This is a genomic window from Aeromonas sp. R2-2 (genome assembly GCF_040908355.1).
GTDB lineage: Bacteria > Pseudomonadota > Gammaproteobacteria > Enterobacterales > Aeromonadaceae > Aeromonas > Aeromonas veronii.
In genome coordinates, this window is sequence record NZ_JBFODQ010000092.1 from 50,759 (window position 1) to 69,277 (window position 18,519).

The 18,519-nt window shown below is 58.7% G+C and carries 14 protein-coding genes; 2 read left to right on the plus strand and 12 right to left on the minus strand.

Going from position 1 to position 18,519, the window contains the following annotated elements:
- Positions 1-21: 21 nt before the first annotated feature.
- The 9 genes from AB5Z09_RS20300 to AB5Z09_RS20340 all read right to left on the minus strand — a co-directional run bounded on the left by AB5Z09_RS20300 (position 22) and on the right by AB5Z09_RS20340 (position 9,426).
- Positions 22-1,308: an outer membrane protein transport protein gene (locus AB5Z09_RS20300; protein WP_139733165.1), complete on the minus strand. Its 1,287-nt coding sequence runs from the start codon at positions 1,306-1,308 to the stop codon at positions 22-24.
- Positions 1,309-1,710: 402 nt separating this feature from the next.
- Positions 1,711-2,490 (minus strand): DUF3379 domain-containing protein, encoded by a 780-nt coding sequence (locus AB5Z09_RS20305; RefSeq protein WP_368196079.1) that lies wholly within the window; start codon positions 2,488-2,490, stop codon positions 1,711-1,713.
- Positions 2,483-3,082: a sigma-70 family RNA polymerase sigma factor gene (locus tag AB5Z09_RS20310; protein ID WP_139429113.1), complete on the minus strand. Its 600-nt coding sequence runs from the start codon at positions 3,080-3,082 to the stop codon at positions 2,483-2,485. The genes AB5Z09_RS20305 and AB5Z09_RS20310 overlap by 8 nt, the downstream gene beginning before the upstream one ends.
- Before the next feature lie 13 nt (positions 3,083-3,095).
- Positions 3,096-4,607, minus strand: a complete 1,512-nt coding sequence (locus tag AB5Z09_RS20315; RefSeq protein WP_368196116.1) for a hypothetical protein — start codon at positions 4,605-4,607, stop codon at positions 3,096-3,098.
- Between the two features lie 20 nt (positions 4,608-4,627).
- Positions 4,628-6,079: a VWA domain-containing protein gene (locus AB5Z09_RS20320; protein ID WP_368196080.1), complete on the minus strand. Its 1,452-nt coding sequence runs from the start codon at positions 6,077-6,079 to the stop codon at positions 4,628-4,630.
- A complete protein-coding gene (locus AB5Z09_RS20325; protein WP_368196081.1) occupies positions 6,070-7,062 on the minus strand; it encodes a VWA domain-containing protein in 993 nt (330 codons plus the stop codon). The genes AB5Z09_RS20320 and AB5Z09_RS20325 overlap by 10 nt, the downstream gene beginning before the upstream one ends.
- On the minus strand, positions 7,059-7,598 hold the full coding sequence (locus tag AB5Z09_RS20330; RefSeq protein WP_368196082.1) for a DUF4381 domain-containing protein: 540 nt from the start codon (positions 7,596-7,598) through the stop codon (positions 7,059-7,061). The genes AB5Z09_RS20325 and AB5Z09_RS20330 overlap by 4 nt, the downstream gene beginning before the upstream one ends.
- Positions 7,583-8,485: a DUF58 domain-containing protein gene (locus tag AB5Z09_RS20335; RefSeq protein WP_368196083.1), complete on the minus strand. Its 903-nt coding sequence runs from the start codon at positions 8,483-8,485 to the stop codon at positions 7,583-7,585. The genes AB5Z09_RS20330 and AB5Z09_RS20335 overlap by 16 nt, the downstream gene beginning before the upstream one ends.
- On the minus strand, positions 8,476-9,426 hold the full coding sequence (locus tag AB5Z09_RS20340; RefSeq protein ID WP_368196084.1) for an AAA family ATPase: 951 nt from the start codon (positions 9,424-9,426) through the stop codon (positions 8,476-8,478). The genes AB5Z09_RS20335 and AB5Z09_RS20340 overlap by 10 nt, the downstream gene beginning before the upstream one ends.
- Positions 9,427-9,608: 182 nt before the next feature.
- On the opposite strand from AB5Z09_RS20340, the gene fadI reads away from it, so the two are divergent.
- Entirely contained in the window at positions 9,609-10,919 is a 1,311-nt protein-coding gene (fadI, locus tag AB5Z09_RS20345) for an acetyl-CoA C-acyltransferase FadI (protein WP_368196085.1), read from the plus strand.
- Positions 10,919-13,066 carry a fatty acid oxidation complex subunit alpha FadJ gene (fadJ, locus tag AB5Z09_RS20350; protein ID WP_368196086.1) on the plus strand — a complete coding sequence of 716 codons (2,148 nt, stop codon included), beginning with the start codon at positions 10,919-10,921 and terminating at the stop codon, positions 13,064-13,066. Before fadI ends, fadJ begins: the two co-directional genes overlap by 1 nt.
- Positions 13,067-13,226: 160 nt before the next feature.
- Here the strand turns inward: fadJ and AB5Z09_RS20355 are convergent, their stop codons facing one another.
- From AB5Z09_RS20355 to AB5Z09_RS20365, 3 genes are read right to left on the minus strand one after another with little or no spacing between them, the layout of a single operon-like run.
- Entirely contained in the window at positions 13,227-14,747 is a 1,521-nt protein-coding gene (locus tag AB5Z09_RS20355) for a SpoVR family protein (RefSeq protein ID WP_368196087.1), read from the minus strand.
- A gap of 9 nt (positions 14,748-14,756) precedes the next feature.
- Positions 14,757-16,028 (minus strand): YeaH/YhbH family protein, encoded by a 1,272-nt coding sequence (locus AB5Z09_RS20360; protein WP_005360363.1) that lies wholly within the window; start codon positions 16,026-16,028, stop codon positions 14,757-14,759.
- A gap of 23 nt (positions 16,029-16,051) precedes the next feature.
- Positions 16,052-17,974 carry a PrkA family serine protein kinase gene (locus tag AB5Z09_RS20365; RefSeq protein ID WP_033113275.1) on the minus strand — a complete coding sequence of 641 codons (1,923 nt, stop codon included), beginning with the start codon at positions 17,972-17,974 and terminating at the stop codon, positions 16,052-16,054.
- Between the last annotated feature and the right edge of the window lie 545 nt (positions 17,975-18,519).

Genomic DNA, 18,519 nt, shown 5'->3' on the forward strand with positions numbered 1-18,519 from the left:
CTCTTTCCATTCTATCAATAATCAGAACTTCATGTTGAACTGGGCAGAAGCCAGGAAGGCGTTGCCGTGGGAAGTACCTTTCCAACGCAGGCTGTCGGAGTGGCTACGCAGACCTTCGTTGACGTCAACTTCTTTACCGTCCAGATAAGCCATACCAAAGTCAACGCTCATATCGGTGTTGATATGGTAGGTGGCACCGGCGCTGTACCAGATACGGTCTGAATCGGGAATGCTCAGGCTGCGGTAGTCAGCTTCGATCGGGGTGTTGTCATAGGCAAAGCCCATGCGAGCTTCCCATGCCGGGTTGATATACCAGGTACCGCCGATGGAGTAGCGGGTAGAATCTTTGAACTTCTCATCTTTTTGCAGACATACGCCGCCAGCACATTGGCTGCTGGTTGCTTTCAGCTCCTGGAAGGCGCTCCAGTCAGTCCAGTTTACAGAGTAATGAACAGCAAACTGCGGGCTCAGGCGATGGTAACCGGCGAACTCGGCTTGTGCAGGCAGATCCAGTTTCAGATTGCCATCAACAGTGCGGTTCCCTGAAGTGAGCCCCTGGAAGTCACCATCAAAGCTCATATCGACCTGTGAACGGTAGGTCAGAGCAAAGCGATGGTTCTCATTGACTTCGTACAGAGTGCCAACGTTCCAGCCAAAGCCCCAGGTGTCGCCTTTCAGGTGAGCCAGGCGAGTATCTGTCGGCAGCGGGCCACCTTGGCTAGGTGGGTTCAGCGGACCCAGCAGACCGGCATAGCGGTTGAGTTCGGCGGCACCGTAAACGGCGTTGATACCGGCACCGACACTGAAGTGTTCGTTGATACGATAGGCAATGTTCGGGTTGATATTGAAGGTCATCAACTCGGTATCACCTGCACCGGCACCAGCCGGGAAGGTTTTGGAGTATTCGGTGGAGAGACCGTAGTTGGAGAAGATGCCAATACCCCAAGCCCACTGGTCATTCAGCGGCTGAATAAAGTAGGAGGCGGGAACGAAGGCTGCCGGAGCAATGCCACTTTCGCTGGCTGGAGCCATTTTGTTCGCGCCAGCGTAAACAGCACCATCTACATCCACATCCGGTTTGATGTAGGTGCCAGAGACAGAAACTGCCATCTTGTCGAAGGTGGTCATGGCGGCCGGGTTACGGGCCAGCACGGAGGCGTTGTCGGCGATAGCCGCTTCACCGGCATAGGCGCGACCCAGACCGGAGGCCGAGTGCTCATTCAACTGGAATGCCGCGGCATGGACTTGACCGGTGGCCAGCGCGATGGTGGCGGCAATCAGGCTCTTCTTGAAAATAGTTGTCGTCATGGTGTTCTCTCTTGTAGGCAGATTTTTTTGCCGATATTGGCTGCACGTTCAATGCAAACCTCGACAAAATCCGTTTTTATTTCAGCTTCTTCCCAATCAATTCTGGCGTGATTCTATGGATCTGGTAGGAGGTAAGAAATCAGACCAGTGACAGCAGAATACATAAAAGTGATCGATGTGTTAATCATTTGTTTTAACTTGCTGTTTAATTCATCATTTTCAGGGTCTAAAGGCGGAATATTGACCTGGATTGCCGATCTCCGTCACAAAAATAATTTTGTCGATTTTTCGAAATCTTGAGGCAAATGAGTGACAAAGGGGAGTAAACAGGGAGGGAACAGGCAGCGGCTCGTGACCGCCGCCTGCTATTGAGGATGGCTCTGAGGTTGTTAACCAGCGATGTTAAATGTCCCACTGCAGACGTGACTGCAGGGCGTTGGCAACGGGGGCAAGTGGCTCTCTCATCTCGCCAATCAGTACCATATTGGCGCCTTTGAGCTGGACTATCTCCCCTTTGAGGGTGCCATCTTCAAAGGTGGCCTGTTGCAGGGTTAATGGAACATGTTTGGGCACTAAAAAGAGGGTGATAGGCCCCATCTTTCCCTGGATCACCATGTGCAAGGCTGGTCCCTGATAAAACGAGCAGTGATTGACATAGGTCACCTTGAGCCCATCCATCCCGCTTAAGGTGGCGCCATACTTCTCCATCTTGGCATTGATGTTATGCAGATTGACCTGCTCATCGACACCTTCAATAAAGGGTTCTTCGCCATAGACATGAGCCATCGCCACCTGTGCGAGGGAGAGGGCCGCAGGAGCCGTTTCTGGCAGCGTGAGCCAGCGGGTGCTCATTCCCAGGAGGAAGGCGACCGATGCAGCCAGGGCGATCTGGCGCCAGGATGTCGATGTCCGGAGCTTGACTGGCGCCGTGCCAAGGGGTCGGGATGGCGGCATATCATCTGGCGCATCACTGTCTTGCAGCATGGCTTGCCTGAGCAGGATCCGCTCGGCCAGTCCGGCGGGAACCTCTACCTGCATGGCACGCTTGAGGCTTCTGTCGAACTGCTTCATCTCGTCGAGGTAGTTCCGATTAGCCTGGCTTGCTTCAGCGGTTTTGAGAAAGTCCGGTTGTTGATCGTTGGGCTGGATCATGGCGTTGCGGCGAAATTCGAGTTCATCCATGTCCGTGTCCTCTTGCTTGGTTCTTCTGCTCCATCGCCTCCTTGATCTGGCTGCGGGCGCGAAACAGGCGGGTCATGACGGTGTTCTTGTTGAGGCCGAGCATCTCGGCAATCTCCTCACCACTGAATCCTCCCACGACTTGCAGCAGCAGTGGCTCCTGGTACTCCTCGGGCAACCGGGCGATGTGACGGTGCAACCACTCGTTCTCCATCTCTTGTTCACTGTGCAGCGCATCGTGCTGGGGCTGAGGGTGATCGTCGAGATCCACCAGCTCCAGCTGTTTGCGTTCAAAGCGGCGGGCGTTCTCCCGTCTGAGGATGGTGATCAGCCACCCTTTGGCCGCCTTGTCATCCTGCAGGGTGTCGATAGCCTTCCAGGCACGCAGGAAGGTCTCTTGCACCAGATCTTCCGCTACGTTGGGATCCCGGGTCAGCCAGTAGGCATACCGGTAGAGATCGCCATGCAGCGCATGAACCAGTGCTTCAAATTTGGTTTGTTTGTCAGCCATGGGATCAGAGACCGGCGAAGTGGCCGGATCATTTCCACCAATATGCTGCTGAGCACGTTTTTTTCTAAAAAACAGCAGTGCCATTGGGCAATCCTTGTCAGGGGGCGTGGCGGCGGGAGCGGGAACTCCCGTGTGCCAGCAGGTAAATCAGGTACGTAATACCGGCGGTTTCATCGGCCCTGAGGGTACGCGCCAGAGCGCGCCACTCGATGGGCGGGCCAGAAGAGGGCCGTGCAAAACAGGCTCGCTCGAGTGCGGCTAGCGCGTTGCCGAGCCGATTATGCCCAGCGTCAGGCAACTGGCCTAATTGATAATAGGAGACCTGCCAGCGCATGGTCGCCCACAGGATCAGCGCCTTGCGACTGGCATCCGGCTGGTGTTGTGCAAGAGCACGTTGCAGTTGATAGAAGGCTCGCCAGCGGGGCCAGTGGCGCCATAGTGAACGCAGCATTATGGCCAGCACGACCCACCAAAGGCTCTCTCGCAGTGCCATCTGTGATGTCTGCTGATCAGGTTGCCGATTTGTCGTTGCCTGAAACGTCAGCGTGATGGCACGGAGGCTGGCCTGCTCAATCCGGCCGCTTTGGGTATTAAACCAGGGCAGATCAATGGGGGGAAGCTGATAGTCGCCGCTCTGCTCCGCGACCAGAGTCTGGCGCCACTGTCGCTCAAACAGCAGCTTGCCATCTCGGTAACGCTCCTGCTGTTGCTCGCCATCGGGATGTGCCTGTATGCCGTTTGGCAGTTGATGGGCCATCAGGGGGGCAAGCTGGATCTGGCCGCTGTCACCATTTTCCATGGTCAGGGTGAGGATACGGATCAGCGGTTCACCCACTTCCCCCGTGGAGGCCGGTTCAAGCCGTTGACTCAGGGTCAGCCGGGTGGCCACCGGTGTGGCGGGGGCTTTGTCGACCCTCACCTCGAGTGGTGCCGCACGGGCCGAGAGTTTTTGCGGCTTGCCCCCTTGCGGCGTGAGCTGCCCCTGCAAGCGGGGTGAGTCGAGGTACCAGAGTCCCGGCGCTTTTGCCTGAATAAGCCAGCTGCGGGTGAGCCTGCCGGGCAGACCAGCCTGAGCGGGGGCGATCCACTCGTCGCTACCGAGGCGACGGATAGTGAAGTGGGCAGAGCTGAGCTCGCTCAGGGCCGGGTTTTGCATGCTGGTAGGCAGCCACAGTGTCAGCCGGTAGATCACCGGCTGGCCGGGATAGAGCGGGCCCTGATGATCAAGGCTGGCCTGCATCTCAAGGGGCGAGGGTGCCTCGGGCTGTGGCAGCGCCGCTGTTTTCACCTCTCTCAATGGCAGGGTGAGCGAGGGGGTGAACTCATTTCCCAGCTTGAGCGGGGCAATCACCACCTCTGTATTTGCGGGGGAGTTGCTCTGGTGCAGCGGGATCTGCCAGCGAGTCAGTTGTTGTACCGGGGTCGTGACCCGGCTCATGGTCACTCTGCCTACTGCAAACTGGCGCAGTAATGGGGTGATCTCCAGTTCGTTGCTCTGGCGCTCGCCATCCGCTTCGATGATCAGCAGCCAATCGCTGGGGTCAGCCCCCGGCAGCAGCTCTGCCCTAGGGGGCAAAGCCCAGCAAAGTTGACTCGCGAGTGCGAGCAACAGCCCCCATCCAGCCTGCGTCACCAGGGCTCCTCCACCTTGATAAGGTCTCTGCGCAGCGCCTCTTTGCGCAGTCGCTGCTCCAGCAGCAACACCGGGGGAGAGGGTGGCAAGGGCATTGCTGCTGCCTGCTGAGCTGCCGATGGTTCGGGCTGTTTGCTATTGCTGGTATCGGGAGCGGCGGTCGCTCCACTCTGTAACAGAGAGAGGTTATAGAGCGCATCTTCATGCCCGGGATCCAGTGCCAGGGCCGCCAGATAGGCCTCCTTGGCGGCCGCAAACTCTCCCAGTTGCAGCAGGGCATTGCCGCGGTTGTAGTGGGCGGTGGCGCTCGTCGCTTCCTGATAGGCTGCGATGGCTTGTCGGTAGGCTCCGGCCCGATACCAGGCGTTGCCGCGCCAGATCGGATCGTCGAAAGTGCGGGCGGCCTGTTGAAAATTTCCCTGTTGATAATCCTGCATCGCTTGCAGCTCGCCCCTCTCAGCAGCTTGTAGATCTTGCGGCGCAAGCAGTTGCCACCCCAGCATCAGCGCCACCATCAGTCGGGCGCCGACTCTGGCCAATAATGCGAATGGTAATAACGGGATCAGCAGCCAGGGGCCAAGATCCAGTGGTGCCGGGGTGAGGGCCGAGGTGGTGGTGGGCAGCGGTGCAAAGTGGGGGACATCGCTACCCAGCCATTGCAGCTCACCGCCGAGGCGATTGGCCAGTGCGGCAATGGCCTGACTATCGGGGGCGGGCAACTGCGCGGGCATGCGGCTGGCAAACCCCAACTCATTGGCCGGAATGGCGGACATGGGGGCCGGTTGACCACTGCTGGCAAGCAGAATATCGAGGCGTGCCGACTGGGTGTCGCGGCAAAGAAGGCGTTGCTGGCAGGGCCACAGGGCGGCGATTTGGGTCATCTGATTCTGGGTGAGGTCGTCGGTGATCAGCAGCAGACGCGCTTGTTCTCCAGGGGCCAGCTGCTTCATGGCAAGTTCCACCGCCCGTGCCGGGTTGCTGCCCTGCAACGGCATGATATCGGGGCGCAAGTCGGGCAGTAGCAGCGAAAGGGCCTGATGATCCCGGGTTGGCGGCATGGCGAGGTAGGCATCGCCTGCGTAGAGGATCAGCGCAATGCGTTCACCCTTGGTGTGGCTCAACAACTGCTGCAACTGCCATCTGACCCGGGTCGCCCGATCCGGTTTGAGATCGGTGGCGGTCATCGAGCGTGACAAGTCCAGTAGCCAGATATCTAGCGGTGCTGCAGGCTGCTGTTGCAGCTCACCGCGCAGTGCCGGTCCACTCAGGGCCAAAATGACGGGCAGGGTTGCCAGCCAGAGCCAGGGACGTTGAGGATGGGATGCTGGCAGCAGATAAGCCTGCATCGCAGGTGCGAGCAGCGGGGGCTGGCGACGACGGCGCCACCCTTGCCAAAGCCAGGGGATGAGTGCGATCAGCCACAGGGGGCGGAGCAAGATCAGATCCATCTGCGTGCACCTCGTGTCAGCCAGCTACGCACCATGCGAAACTCCAGCCTGCCGTGTCCTGACGGCAGAAGCAACAAGCCACAAAGCAGTGCCAACGGCCAGGGGTAGAGCTCGATCACCGGCTGGTACTGGGCAATCGGCATGGGGGCAGGTTCAAGGGCATTGAGAGTCGCGTTGATGGCATCGAGATCGCTCTGGGTGCGTGCCCGAAAGTAACGCCCCTGGCCTGTCTGTGCCAGCTCTTTCAGGAGCGGCTCGTCCAGTTCGCTGCTGGGATCGGCCTGACCGCTGCCCGCCTCATCGTAGGGTTGAATAAAGGTATCGGGATCGGCCCCGACCCCCAGCGTGTAGATCCTTATTCCCTGTGCCGCGGCGAGTTTGGCCTCCTGCAGCGGGTCGGCATTGCCTGCGGTATTGCGGCCATCAGTGACCAGCAGCAGGGCGGTGGGGCGACCCGGATCCCCATGCTGACGTGCCAGCTGGATCGCTTCGCCAAGGGCGGTGGTGCGGCCGACCAGATCAAAATCGAGCTCGTCGCTCAAGGTCAACAGCACCGGGATCTCCTGAGTGAGGGGAGAGAGCAGGTAGGCGTGATCGGCAAATACGATGAGGCCCACCCTGTCTCCGGCCCGTTTGGCAATCAGCGCCTTGATCTGCAGGCGCACCGCCGTCAAGCGTGCTTGTTGCTCGCCGTTATCGAGCATATCAGGGGTGCGCATGCTGTCTGACAGATCCACCGCCAGCAGCAGATCCCGACTCCCTTCATATTGGATAACCGGTTCCCCCCACCACTGGGGGCGGCAGAGGGCAAGAATAAGAGCGCACCAGAGCAGCATGGCCCGCCAGAGCGGCAATCCGGCCTGAGGACGCAGCAGCGCAAACCCGGGGTGAGCCAGATAACCGTGGCGCAGGGGCGGCAAGCCGAAGCGCACCAGCAAGGGCAGCACCAGCGCCAGCGCAAACCAGGGCCAGGCCAGGATCATGGATGCCTCCGCGCGGCTTTACGCTTCGAGCGTGGAGAGCGTTGCAAGAAGAGGGTCTGACCCCAGCGGCGATAATGTTGCCGAAGCTGTTCGCTCTGCTCGCGAGTCGGGTTCTGGCTGCCATAGAGCCAACTGCTCCAGTGAGACGAGAACTGGCTGAAATCGCTGCCGCCGTGACGATCGACGAAGGCGAGCCACGCCTCTCCCTGCAACTGGCGCGCCTCGGGCCAGCGCTGCAGTGCTTCATGACGCAGGGCCTCCTGTATGCGTGCCACCAGCAGCACCGGATCTCCCTCCAGCTGACGACACCAGCGGCGGTAACGTATCACCCTGCGGGCAATCAGGACGATCAGCAGCAGCAATAGACCTGTGATCAATAGCCACAATAGCGCCTGCACTCTGGGGTCAAGACTCTGTTCAATCAGATCCGGCCCCGGGTGGATGTCTCGCATCAGGGCGGCCAGCGGCGGAGTGATGGCCTCGGAGGCGGGACTGGCGCTGTCGAGTTCGGTGGGCGAGCTCATCCCTGATGACATAACCCCTCCTGCCACTGCTGTTGCAGTGTCTGGCTGTTATCGAGCAGATAGAGGCGCTGCACCAATGGCAACAGCAACTGCTTGCCGTGGGCCAGCTGCTGCTCGGCGGCACGCCGGTAGCGCTGGGAGAAACCGGCATGGCCCCCATCCAGCCAGCCCTGATAGTGTTGCCCTGGCCGATCAATGGCCACTGGCAGCTGGCCCTCAGGGGAAAGGGCTGCCTCGAGGGGATCGCGGATCTGCCAATAGTGAATATCGTGGCGCCGTGAGAGCAGCTGCAACTGCTGACAGAGCGTCGACTCGCAGGGTCTGTGGTCGGTGATGATCGTCAGCTTGGCTCCGTGAGGCAACTTCACGCCGGACAAGGTGTCGGCTAGCGAGTGAGAAAGGGGCCGACGTGCCAGCCCTTGCTGGTAGTGATGGCAGAGGGATTCGAGCAGGGGCAGCACGCTGCCGCGCTGGCTCTGGTGATGGGGGATAAGCCCGTGGCAGATCAGGGTGTTGTGCTGCTTCTCCCCTTGCCAGATCAGGGCTGCTGCCAGCTCGCATCCCAGACGTGCCTTGAGCTGTAGTGTGGAGCCGAAATACATGGCGGGAGAGAGATCGAGCAGCAGCCAGTGCGCCTGATCGAGCTCCTCGCTATAGAGGCGGGTATAGGGACGACCGAGGCGTGCGGTCACTCGCCAGTCGATATGGCGTACCTCGTCACCAGCCTGATAGACGCGCAGCTCCCGAAACGTGAGTCCGGGAGCGCGGCCAGGTTTGCCGCATTCGCTGCTGCTTCTGCCTGCGTGAGGTGGCTTCTTGGCCTTGGCCCAGAGCCGGATATTGAGCAACCGTGGCAGCGACAGGGCGATATCGGGATGGAGATCCGGAGTTAGGGACATGGCACCTGATCCAGCAGTTGGGCGATCAGGATATCGTTATCCAGATTGTCGGCCAGTGCCTGATAGCTGGGAATAAGGCGGTGGCGCAACACCGGATAGGCTTGCAGCTGGATATCTTCCGGCAGCACATAATCTCGTCCAGCAAGCCAGGCTCGGGCGCGGGCGGAGCGAGCCAGCCCCTGCGTAGCCCGAGGGCTGGCCCCCACGGCAATCAATGGCTCAAGGGCAGGGCAAAGACCACTGCCCGGGCGAGTGGCGCAGACCAGCTCCACCAGATAGTGCTCCAGTCTGCTTTGCATGGTGACCGCCAGCACTTCGCTGCGAGCACGTTGCAAGGTGGTCTGGCTCAGAGTCACTGGTGCCGCGCCAAGCTGTTCGCCGCTGGCGTTGAGCTGCAAGATGGCGAGCTCCATGGTGGGGCTCGGGTAATCCACCATTAACTTGAGCAGAAAGCGGTCTAGCTGGGCTTCCGGCAGGGGATAGGTACCCTCCTGCTCGATGGGGTTCTGGGTGGCGGCGACCATAAAGAGAGGCGGCAGTCGCCAGCTCTTTTTGCCTACGGTGATCTGGTGTTCGGCCATGGCCTCCAGCAGCGCTGATTGCACCTTGGCCGGTGCCCGGTTGATCTCGTCCGCCAGCACCAGATGATTGAACAGGGGGCCTGGTTGGAATACAAAACTGGCATCCTGCGGGTGAAACACCTCGCTGCCGGTGAGATCGGCGGGAAGCAGATCGGGGGTGAACTGGATACGGGCAAAGCGTCCCTCGACGGCGCCAGCGAGCGCCTTGACGGCGCGGGTTTTGGCCAGCCCGGGGGCCCCTTCGATTAATACATGTCCTTCACATAACAGGGCAATCAGGAGCCCTTCTATTAGCTCCTCCTGCCCCAGGATCTGACTGCCAAGATAGTCCCTAAGTGCTCTGAACTCGGCCGCTGCCATGCGATAAACCCGTTGTTTTTATGGAAGTTGATCTTTTTATACTCCAGTTGCTCCCCAAGGGCGAGCAAAGGGGCCTTGCCGTGCTTAATTTAGTTTCAATCAGCTGTATGAAACTTGTGATTGGATTGTTAAGATGTGGCGCAATGAGGTCAGACCTCTGCCTTTTAAACCAAGGAGCCAGGATGAAACAGCCATTGAAACTGACGACTCGCCAGGGCGAACGGATTGCCGTCGTGGCGGGGCTGCGTACCCCCTTTGCCAAGCAGGCCACCGCCTTTCATGGCGTGCCTGCAGTCGATCTCGGCAAACTGGTGGTGAGCGAGATGCTTGCCCGTACCGATCTCGATCCCAAGCTTATCGACCAGCTGGTGTTTGGTCAGGTGGTTCAGATGCCGGAAGCCCCCAACATTGCCCGCGAGATCGTGCTCGGTACCGGCATGAGCGTCAATACCGATGCATATAGTGTTTCCCGCGCCTGCGCCACCAGTTTTCAGGCGGTGGCCAACGTCACCGAATCCATCATGGCCGGTACGGTAGACATCGCCATCGCCGGTGGTGCGGACTCCTCCTCCGTGCTCCCTATCGGAGTGAGCAAGAAGCTGGCCCGCGCCCTGGTGGATCTCAACAAGGCGCGCAATCTGCAGCAGCGCTTCAATATTCTTCGTCAGTTGCGGGTCAAGGATCTGCTGCCGGTACCGCCCGCTGTGGCGGAATACTCTACTGGCCTCTCCATGGGGCAGACCGCCGAGCAGATGGCCAAGAGCCACCAGATCAGCCGCGAGGCGCAAGATGCGCTGGCTCACCGCTCCCACACTCTGGCCGCGCAGGCCTGGGCCGATGGCAAGCTCAGCGGCGAGGTGTTTACCGCCCATGTGCCGCCCTACAAGTCACCGCTGGAGCGGGACAACAATATCCGTGAAAGCTCGGATCTCGCGAGCTACGCCAAGCTCAAGCCGGTGTTTGACAGGTTTCATGGCACAGTCACTGCTGCCAACGCAACCCCGCTCACTGACGGCGCTGCAGCCGTGTTGCTGATGCGGGAAGGTCGGGCGAAAGAGCTGGGCCTCGAGCCGCTTGGTTATATCCGCAGCTTCGCCTTCTCGGCCATCGATGTGTGGCAAGACATGCTGATGGGGCCCTCCTACGCCACGCCGCTGGCGCTGGACAGAGCCGGCATCACGCTCAGCGATCTGACCCTGATCGACATGCACGAAGCCTTTGCCGCCCAGACGCTGGCCAACCTCAAGATGTTTGCCAGCCACGAGTTTGCCCGTGACAAGCTGGGCCGCGATCAGGCCATCGGCGAGGTAGACATGGAGAAGTTCAACGTCCTCGGCGGTTCGCTGGCCTATGGCCACCCCTTTGCCGCGACCGGTGCGCGGATGATCACCCAGACCCTGCACGAGCTGCGTCGTCGTGGTGGGGGATTGGGGCTCAACACCGCCTGTGCGGCGGGTGGATTGGGCGTGGCTATGGTGTTGGAGGTTGAATAATGAGCGCTAAGACTTTTTCCCTGGATGTTCGCCATGATGGCATTGGTATTCTCACCATGGATGTGCCGGGCGAGAGCATGAATACCCTGAAAGCCGCCTTTGTGGAGGAGATCCGCAGCGTGTTGGCCGAGGTGAAACGCAACAAGGATTTGATCGGGCTGGTGATCACCTCCGGCAAGAAGGATTCCTTCATCGCCGGCGCTGACATCACCATGCTGGCCGCCTGTACCAGTGCCAAGGATGCCGAGACCCTGTCGCGAGAAGGGCAGGAGATTTTCGCCGAGATCGAGGGGCTGACCATTCCGGTGATCGCCGCCATTCATGGCCCCTGCCTCGGTGGCGGGTTGGAGCTGGCGCTGGCCTGTCATGGCCGGGTTGTGACCGAACACGGCAAATCTGTGCTGGGATTGCCGGAAGTGCAGCTCGGTCTGCTGCCAGGCTCCGGTGGTACCCAGCGCCTGCCGCGCCTTATCGGAGTGGCCAAGGCGCTTGATCTGATGCTGACCGGCAAGCAGGTGAGGGCCAAACAGGCCAAGAAACTGGGGCTGGTGGACGATGTGGTGCCGCCCTCCATCCTGCTGGAGGCCGCCATCAAGCTGGCCAAGAAGGGCAAACCGCGCCATCAGTTGAAACGGGATCTGCAGGGCAAGGTGCTGGAGACCAACAAGCTGGGTCGCAAGGTGCTGTTCGATCAAGCCAGCAAGGGGGTGAAAGCCAAGACCCGTGGCAACTACCCGGCGCCGGAGCGGATCCTCGAGGTGGTGCGCATAGGCGTGGAGGAGGGGATGAAGGCCGGTCTGGCCGCCGAATCCCGCCACTTTGGCGAGCTGGTGATGACGGCTGAGTCTGCCGCTCTGCGTTCCATCTTCTTTGCCACCACCGAGATGAAGAAAGAGGTCACCTATCAGGGGGCCGAGCCGCGCAAGGTGGGCCACGCGGCCGTGCTGGGCGGTGGTCTGATGGGGGGCGGCATTGCGTTCGTCACCGCTACCAAGGCGGGCGTGCCGGTGCGGATCAAGGATGTGGCAAGCGCCGGGATCGGCAATGCCATGCGCTACAGCTATGACATTCTGGCCAAGAAGCTCAAACGTCGTCACATCTTGCGCAGCGAATTGGAAAAGCAGATGAGCCTGCTGACCGGCACCCTCGACTACTCAGGTTTCCATCGGGTGGACATGGTGGTGGAGGCGGTGTTTGAAGATCTCAACCTCAAACACCAGATGGTGAAGGACGTGGAGCGTGAGTGCGGTGAGCACACAGTGTTTGCCTCCAACACCTCCTCCCTGCCCATTAACCAGATTGCGGCAGAGGCGGCGCACCCAGAGCGAGTCGTGGGGCTGCACTACTTCAGCCCAGTGGACAAGATGCCGCTGGCGGAGATCATCCCCCACGCTGGCACCAGTGCCGAGACGGTCGCCACCACCCTGGCCTTTGCCCGTGCTCAGGGTAAAACGCCTATCGTGGTGAAGGACGAAGCCGGTTTCTATGTCAACCGCATCCTGGCGCCCTACATGAACGAAGCTGCGCGACTGGTGCTGGAAGGGGAGCCGGTGGAGGTGCTGGATAGCGCACTGCTGGACTTTGGTTTCCCGGTTGGCCCCATCACCTTGCTCGATGAGGTCGGTATCGACGTGGGCGCCAAGATCTCCCCCATTCTCGAGAAAGAGCTGGGCGGCGAGCAGTTCCAGGCGCCCAAGGCGTTCGACAAGCTGCTGCAAAATGATCGCAAGGGACGCAAGAACGGCAAGGGCTTCTACCTCTATGGCAAGGCGGCACCGCGCAACAAGCTGACCGGCAAAGAGGGCAAGAAGACGGTGGACGAGAGCGTCTATGGCGTGCTCGGCATCAAGCCTTCTGCCAAGCTGGCCCGTCAAGAGATCGCCGAGCGCTGCGTGTTGCTGATGCTCAACGAAGCGGCCATGGCGCTGGATAGCGGTGTGGTGGTGTCGGCCCGTGATGGCGATATCGGGGCCATCTTCGGCATCGGCTTCCCGCCATTCCTTGGCGGCCCGTTCCGTTATATGGACACGCTCGGGATCGATCATCTTGTTGGCCGTCTGGAATATTACCAGAAGCGCTACGGTGACCGGTTTGCTCCCTGTGCCCGCCTCAAGGCGATGGCCGCAGAGCAGCAGACCTTCTACTGATAACTGCGCCGAGTGACCGTAAGGCAAAGAGGCCCGCAACACATGCGGGCCTCTTTCTATGTTGTGATTTGTTCAGGTTGTGCTGCGATGATGCAGGCAGAGGCGGAAGCTGATAAAAAACGGCCCACCGAAGTGGGCCGTCGAGATATCACGTCACGGGTCAGATCCCCGGTTTGCGCTCCGGGCAGCGGCCGATGATATCGGGTGGCAACTCGCCGTTATCCTGTTCCAGCACCACGTCGAATCCCCACAGTTGATGGAGGTGCTTGAGCACCTCATGGCGAGAGTCGCCAAGGGGTATGCGGTTGTGGGGCACATAGCGCAGGGTGAGGGAGCGATCCCCCTTCACGGCAACGTTGTAGACCTGAATATTGGGCTCCAGATTGCTGAGGTTGTACTGGGCCGACAGGGTATTGCGCACCTGACGGTACCCCTCGTCATTGTGGATGGCGGAGACCTTCAGGTAGTTCTTCAGATCGTCGTCATCGATGGCGAACAGCTTCATATCCCGCATCACCTTCGGGCTTAAGAACTGGCTGATAAAGCTCTCATCCTTGAAGTTCTGCATGGCAAAATGCAACGTTTCCACCCAGTTGCTGCCAGCGTAATCGGGGAACCACTGTCTGTCCTCCTCGGTCGGGTTCTCACAGATGCGGCGCAGGTCGGTAAACATGGCAAACCCCAGCGCATAGGGGTTGATCCCCGAGTAGTAGCGACTGTTGTAGGCCGGTTGATAGACCACGTTGGTGTGGCTGTGCAGCACTTCCATCATGAAGCGATCGCTCAGCTTGCCCTCGTCATAGAGGTGATTGAGGATGGTGTAGTGCCAGAACGTGGCCCACCCCTCGTTCATCACCTGGGTCTGCTTTTGCGGATAGAAATACTGGCTGATCTTGCGCACGATGCGTACCACTTCCCGCTGCCAGGGTTCCAGCAAGGGGGCATTCTTCTCGATGAAGTAGAGAATGTTTTCCTGGGGCTCGGCGGGGTAGCGCCTGTCCTCCACCCCCGCGGCTTTATGCTGCTTGGGCAGGGTACGCCACAGCTCGTTGACCTGAGTCTGCAGATAATCTTCCCGTGCCTTCTGACGCCGCTTTTCCTCGGCCATGGAGATCTTCTGGGGACGTTTGTAGCGATCCACCCCGAAGTTCATCAGGGCATGGCAGGAGTCGAGCAGCTGTTCCACCGCCTCGATGCCATGCTTCTCTTCACACTGGGTGATGTAGTTCTTGGCGAACAGCAGGTAGTCAATGATAGAGGAGGCATCGGTCCAGGCCTTGAACAGGTAGTTATTCTTGAAGAAGGAGTTGTGACCGTAGCAGGCGTGTGCCATCACCAGCGCCTGCATCGGCATGGTGTTCTCCTCCATCAGGTAGGCGATGCAGGGATCGGAGTTGATGACGATCTCGTAGGCCAGCCCCATCTGGCCGCGCTTGTAGTTGCGCTCGGTATGGATAAAGCGCTTGCCGAACGACCAGTGTTGATAGCCGATGGGCATGCCGACGCTGGAGTAGGCATCCATCATCTGTTCGGCGGTGATCACCTCGATCTGGTTGGGGTAGGTGTCCAGCTTGTAGAAACGGGCGACCCGGGCGATCTCCTGGTGATAGGTCTCCAGCAGATCGAAGTTCCAGTCTGGTCCGTCATCCAGTGGCGCTACACGTTTTTCAGTTTCGATCATGTGACCTCCTCACGCCGCTTGTTTCTTGAACAGCTCGCGGAACACCGGATAGATATCCTCGACTTTACGAATATGCTCCATCGCAAAGTGGGGGAACTGGCTGGCTACCGACTCATATTCGTGCCACAGAGTCTGGTGGGCACGGGTGGTGATCTCGATGTAGGAGTAGTACCTCACCCTTGGCATGATGTCCCGCGCCAGGATCTCCCTGCACTGCGGTGAGTCATCAGCCCAGTTGTCTCCATCCGACGCCTGCGCCGCATAGATGTTCCACTGGTTGGCGGGGTAACGCTCGTTGATGATGTCATTCATCATCTTGAGGGCGCTGGAGACAATAGTGCCGCCGGTCTCCTGGGAGTAGAAGAACTCGTGCTCGTCCACCTCCTTGGCCTGGGTGTGGTGGCGGATATAGACCACCTCGACGTTCTTGTAGGTCCGGCTCAGGAACAGATAGAGCAGGATATAGAAACGCTTGGCCATCTCCTTGGTGGCCTGATCCATGGAGCCCGAGACGTCCATCAGACAGAACATCACCGCCTGACTGGAAGGGACGGGCCGTTTGACGAAGTTGTTGAATTTGAGATCGAAGGTGTCAATAAACGGCACCGCATCGATCCGTCGTTTCAGCTCCCTGATCTCCTTCTCGAGCAGGGCTATTTCGGCAAAGTGCTCGTTGGGATCGGTGGCCAGCAGGGCCAGCCGATCTTCCAGTTCATGCAATTGGCGTTTCTTGCCTGCTTGCAGCGCCATGCGACGTGCCAGCGAATTTTGCAGGGAACGCACCACGTTGATGTTGGCGGGCACCCCGTTTGAGGTGTAGCCCGCCCGATAGGTTTTCACCTCCATCAGCTGATTGAGCTGGGTTTTCTGTAGCCTGGGCAGCTCCAGATCTTCAAACAGCAGATCGAGATACTCATCCTTGGAGATCTGGAACACGAAATCATCGGCCCCTTCACCCTGATTGGATGCTTGTCCCTCGCCGGAACCCTGTCCGCCGCCCCCTCCTTTGGGACGGTCAATCTTGTCGCCGGAGACGAACTGGTCATTGCCGGGATGCACCATCTCCCGTTTACCACCGTGCCCCTGATGAAAATGGGGCTCGCCGATATCCTTGGTCGGGATGCTGATGCTCTCGCCCTTGTCTACGTCCTGAATGCTGCGCTTGGAGACAGCATCCGAGACCGCTTGTTTTATCTGCTTCTTGTAGCGGCGGATGAAGCGCTGCCGATTGACAGCGCTTTTGTTTTTGCCGTTGAGCCTGCGGTCGATAAAATGCGCCATAACTCCCCCTTGAACAGTCAGGGTCAGGATGACTTGCGTACCCTGAGATACCATTCGGAGAGCAGTCGCACCTGTTTACGGGTGTAGCCTTTCTCCATCATCCGTTCGACAAAGTTATCGTGCTTCTTCTGCTCCTCGGCCGAGGTTTTGCTGTTGAAGGAGATAACCGGCAGCAGCTCTTCCGTGTTGGAGAACATCTTCTTCTCGATCACGGTGCGCAGCTTCTCGTAACTGGTCCAGTTGGGGTTACGGCCTGCATTGTTGGCCCGGGCACGCAGTACGAAGTTGACGATTTCGTTACGGAAATCCTTCGGGTTGCTGATCCCGGCGGGTTTTTCAATTTTCTCCAGCTCGCTGTTGAGAGACGCTCTGTCAAACAGCTGGCCGGTTTCGGGGTCACGGTACTCCTGATCCTGGATCCAGAAGTCGGCGTAGGTGACGTAGCGATCGAAGATGTTCTGACCGTACTCGGAGTAGGACTCGAGATAGGCGGTCTGGATCTCCTTGCCGATGAACTCCACATAACGCGGAGTCAGATAACCCTTGATGAATTCAAGGTAGCGATCGTGCAGCTCTTGCGGGAACTGCTCGCGCTCGATCTGCTGCTCCAGCACATAGAAGAGATGCACCGGGTTGGCGGCCACTTCCGCGTGGTCGAAGTTGAAGACGCGGGAGAGGATCTTGAACGCAAAGCGAGTAGAGAGACCATTCATCCCCTCGTCCACACCGGCGTAGTCGCGATACTCCTGATAGCTCTTCGCCTTGGGATCGGTGTCTTTCAGGCTTTCGCCATCATAGACCCGCATCTTGGAGTAGATGCTGGAGTTTTCTGGCTCTTTCAGCCGTGACAACACCGAGAATTGGCCCAGCAGTTCGAGGGTACCCGGGGCGCACTTGGCCTCGGTCAGTTCGCTGTTGACCAACAGTTTTTCGTAGATCTTCACCTCTTCCGAGACGCGCAGGCAGTAAGGTACCTTGACGATGTAGACCCGGTCGAGGAAGGCTTCGTTGTTCTTGTTGTTGCGGAACTGCTGCCACTCTGATTCGTTGGAGTGAGCGAGCAAGATGCCGTCAAAGGGGAGGGCGGAGAGCCCTTCGGTACCGTTGTAGTTACCCTCCTGGGTCGCTGTCAGCAGCGGGTGCAGCACCTTGATGGGGGCCTTGAACATCTCCACAAACTCCATCACCCCTTGGTTCGCTTTACAGAGCGCACCTGAGTAGGAGTAGGCATCGGCGTCATCCTGGGCGAAGTGCTCCAGCATGCGGATGTCGACCTTGCCGACCAGTGAGGAGATGTCCTGGTTGTTGTCATCACCGGGTTCAGTCTTGGCAATGGCAATCTGATCGAGGATGGAGGGGTTGACCTTCTCCACCTTGAACTTGGTGATGTCGCCGCCAAACTCGTGCAGGCGTTTGGCCACCCAGGGGGACATGATGGGACGCAGGTAACGGCGCGGGATGCCGTACTCTTTCTCCAGGATCTCCCCATCCTCTTCGATGTCGAACAGGCAGAAGGGGTGATCGTTGACCGGTGAGCCCTTGATGCGATAGATGGGCACCTTCTGCATCAGGGATTTGAGTTTCTCTGCCAGCGAGGATTTACCGCCGCCAACGGGGCCCAGCAGATAGAGGATCTGTTTCTTCTCCTCCAGCCCCTGGGCGGAGTGTTTGAGGTAGGAGACGATCTGTTCGATGGCCTCTTCCATCCCGTAGAAATCCTTGAAGGCGGGATAGCGTGCCACGACGCGGTTGGAGAAGAGTCGGCTCAGTCTGGGGTTGGCTGAGGTGTCTACCATCTCCGGCTCACCGATGGCGGTCAGCAGACGTTCGGCTGCGGAGGCGTAGCAGGCTTTATCCTGCTTACACATATCCAGGAACTCCTGGATGGTATATTCCTCTTCTCTCGCTTTTTCATATCGCTGTTGGTAATGCTCGAATATGCCCATAACTTTGCCCTCGTTATAGTCGCTTACCCTGAAAAAAGTGGATGACTGCTTTTGTGTTGTGCGCTTTTAAAGCCTAGTCAACAGACTCCAGTAATCCATCACGGTTGATAGGTTAAATTCTGAAGAAACCTGCCCGATCCTTGTGCGGGGAGGGTCAGTCAACAACACCGCTATGTTACTGACTGTTAAATTATTTTTGCCACGATAGTGAGGTAAATGTCAAAGACATAAAAAATAAATGTTTATGGGAAACAGGGAACTTATTGCGAAAAGATTAAGGGGTTTGACGAAAGGCAATGGGGCTGCGGGTTGGCGGGGTTATGGATGAGAATGTTATTACGTGAACGTCAACGTAAATCACTTTGTTTGGAGTTTCGGCTCTAATTTTTACATTGACGCTACATTTTGAGTGCCCTAGATTGGCGAGGTGTGAGCAGCAAGATGCTTTAGCAAGAGAGTTGACTGTTGACTCACCAAGCTCTGTTTAAGCACGTTTCCGTTGGCTTGACCCTCGCAACCGCGAGGGTCTTCTTTTTCTGTGTCTG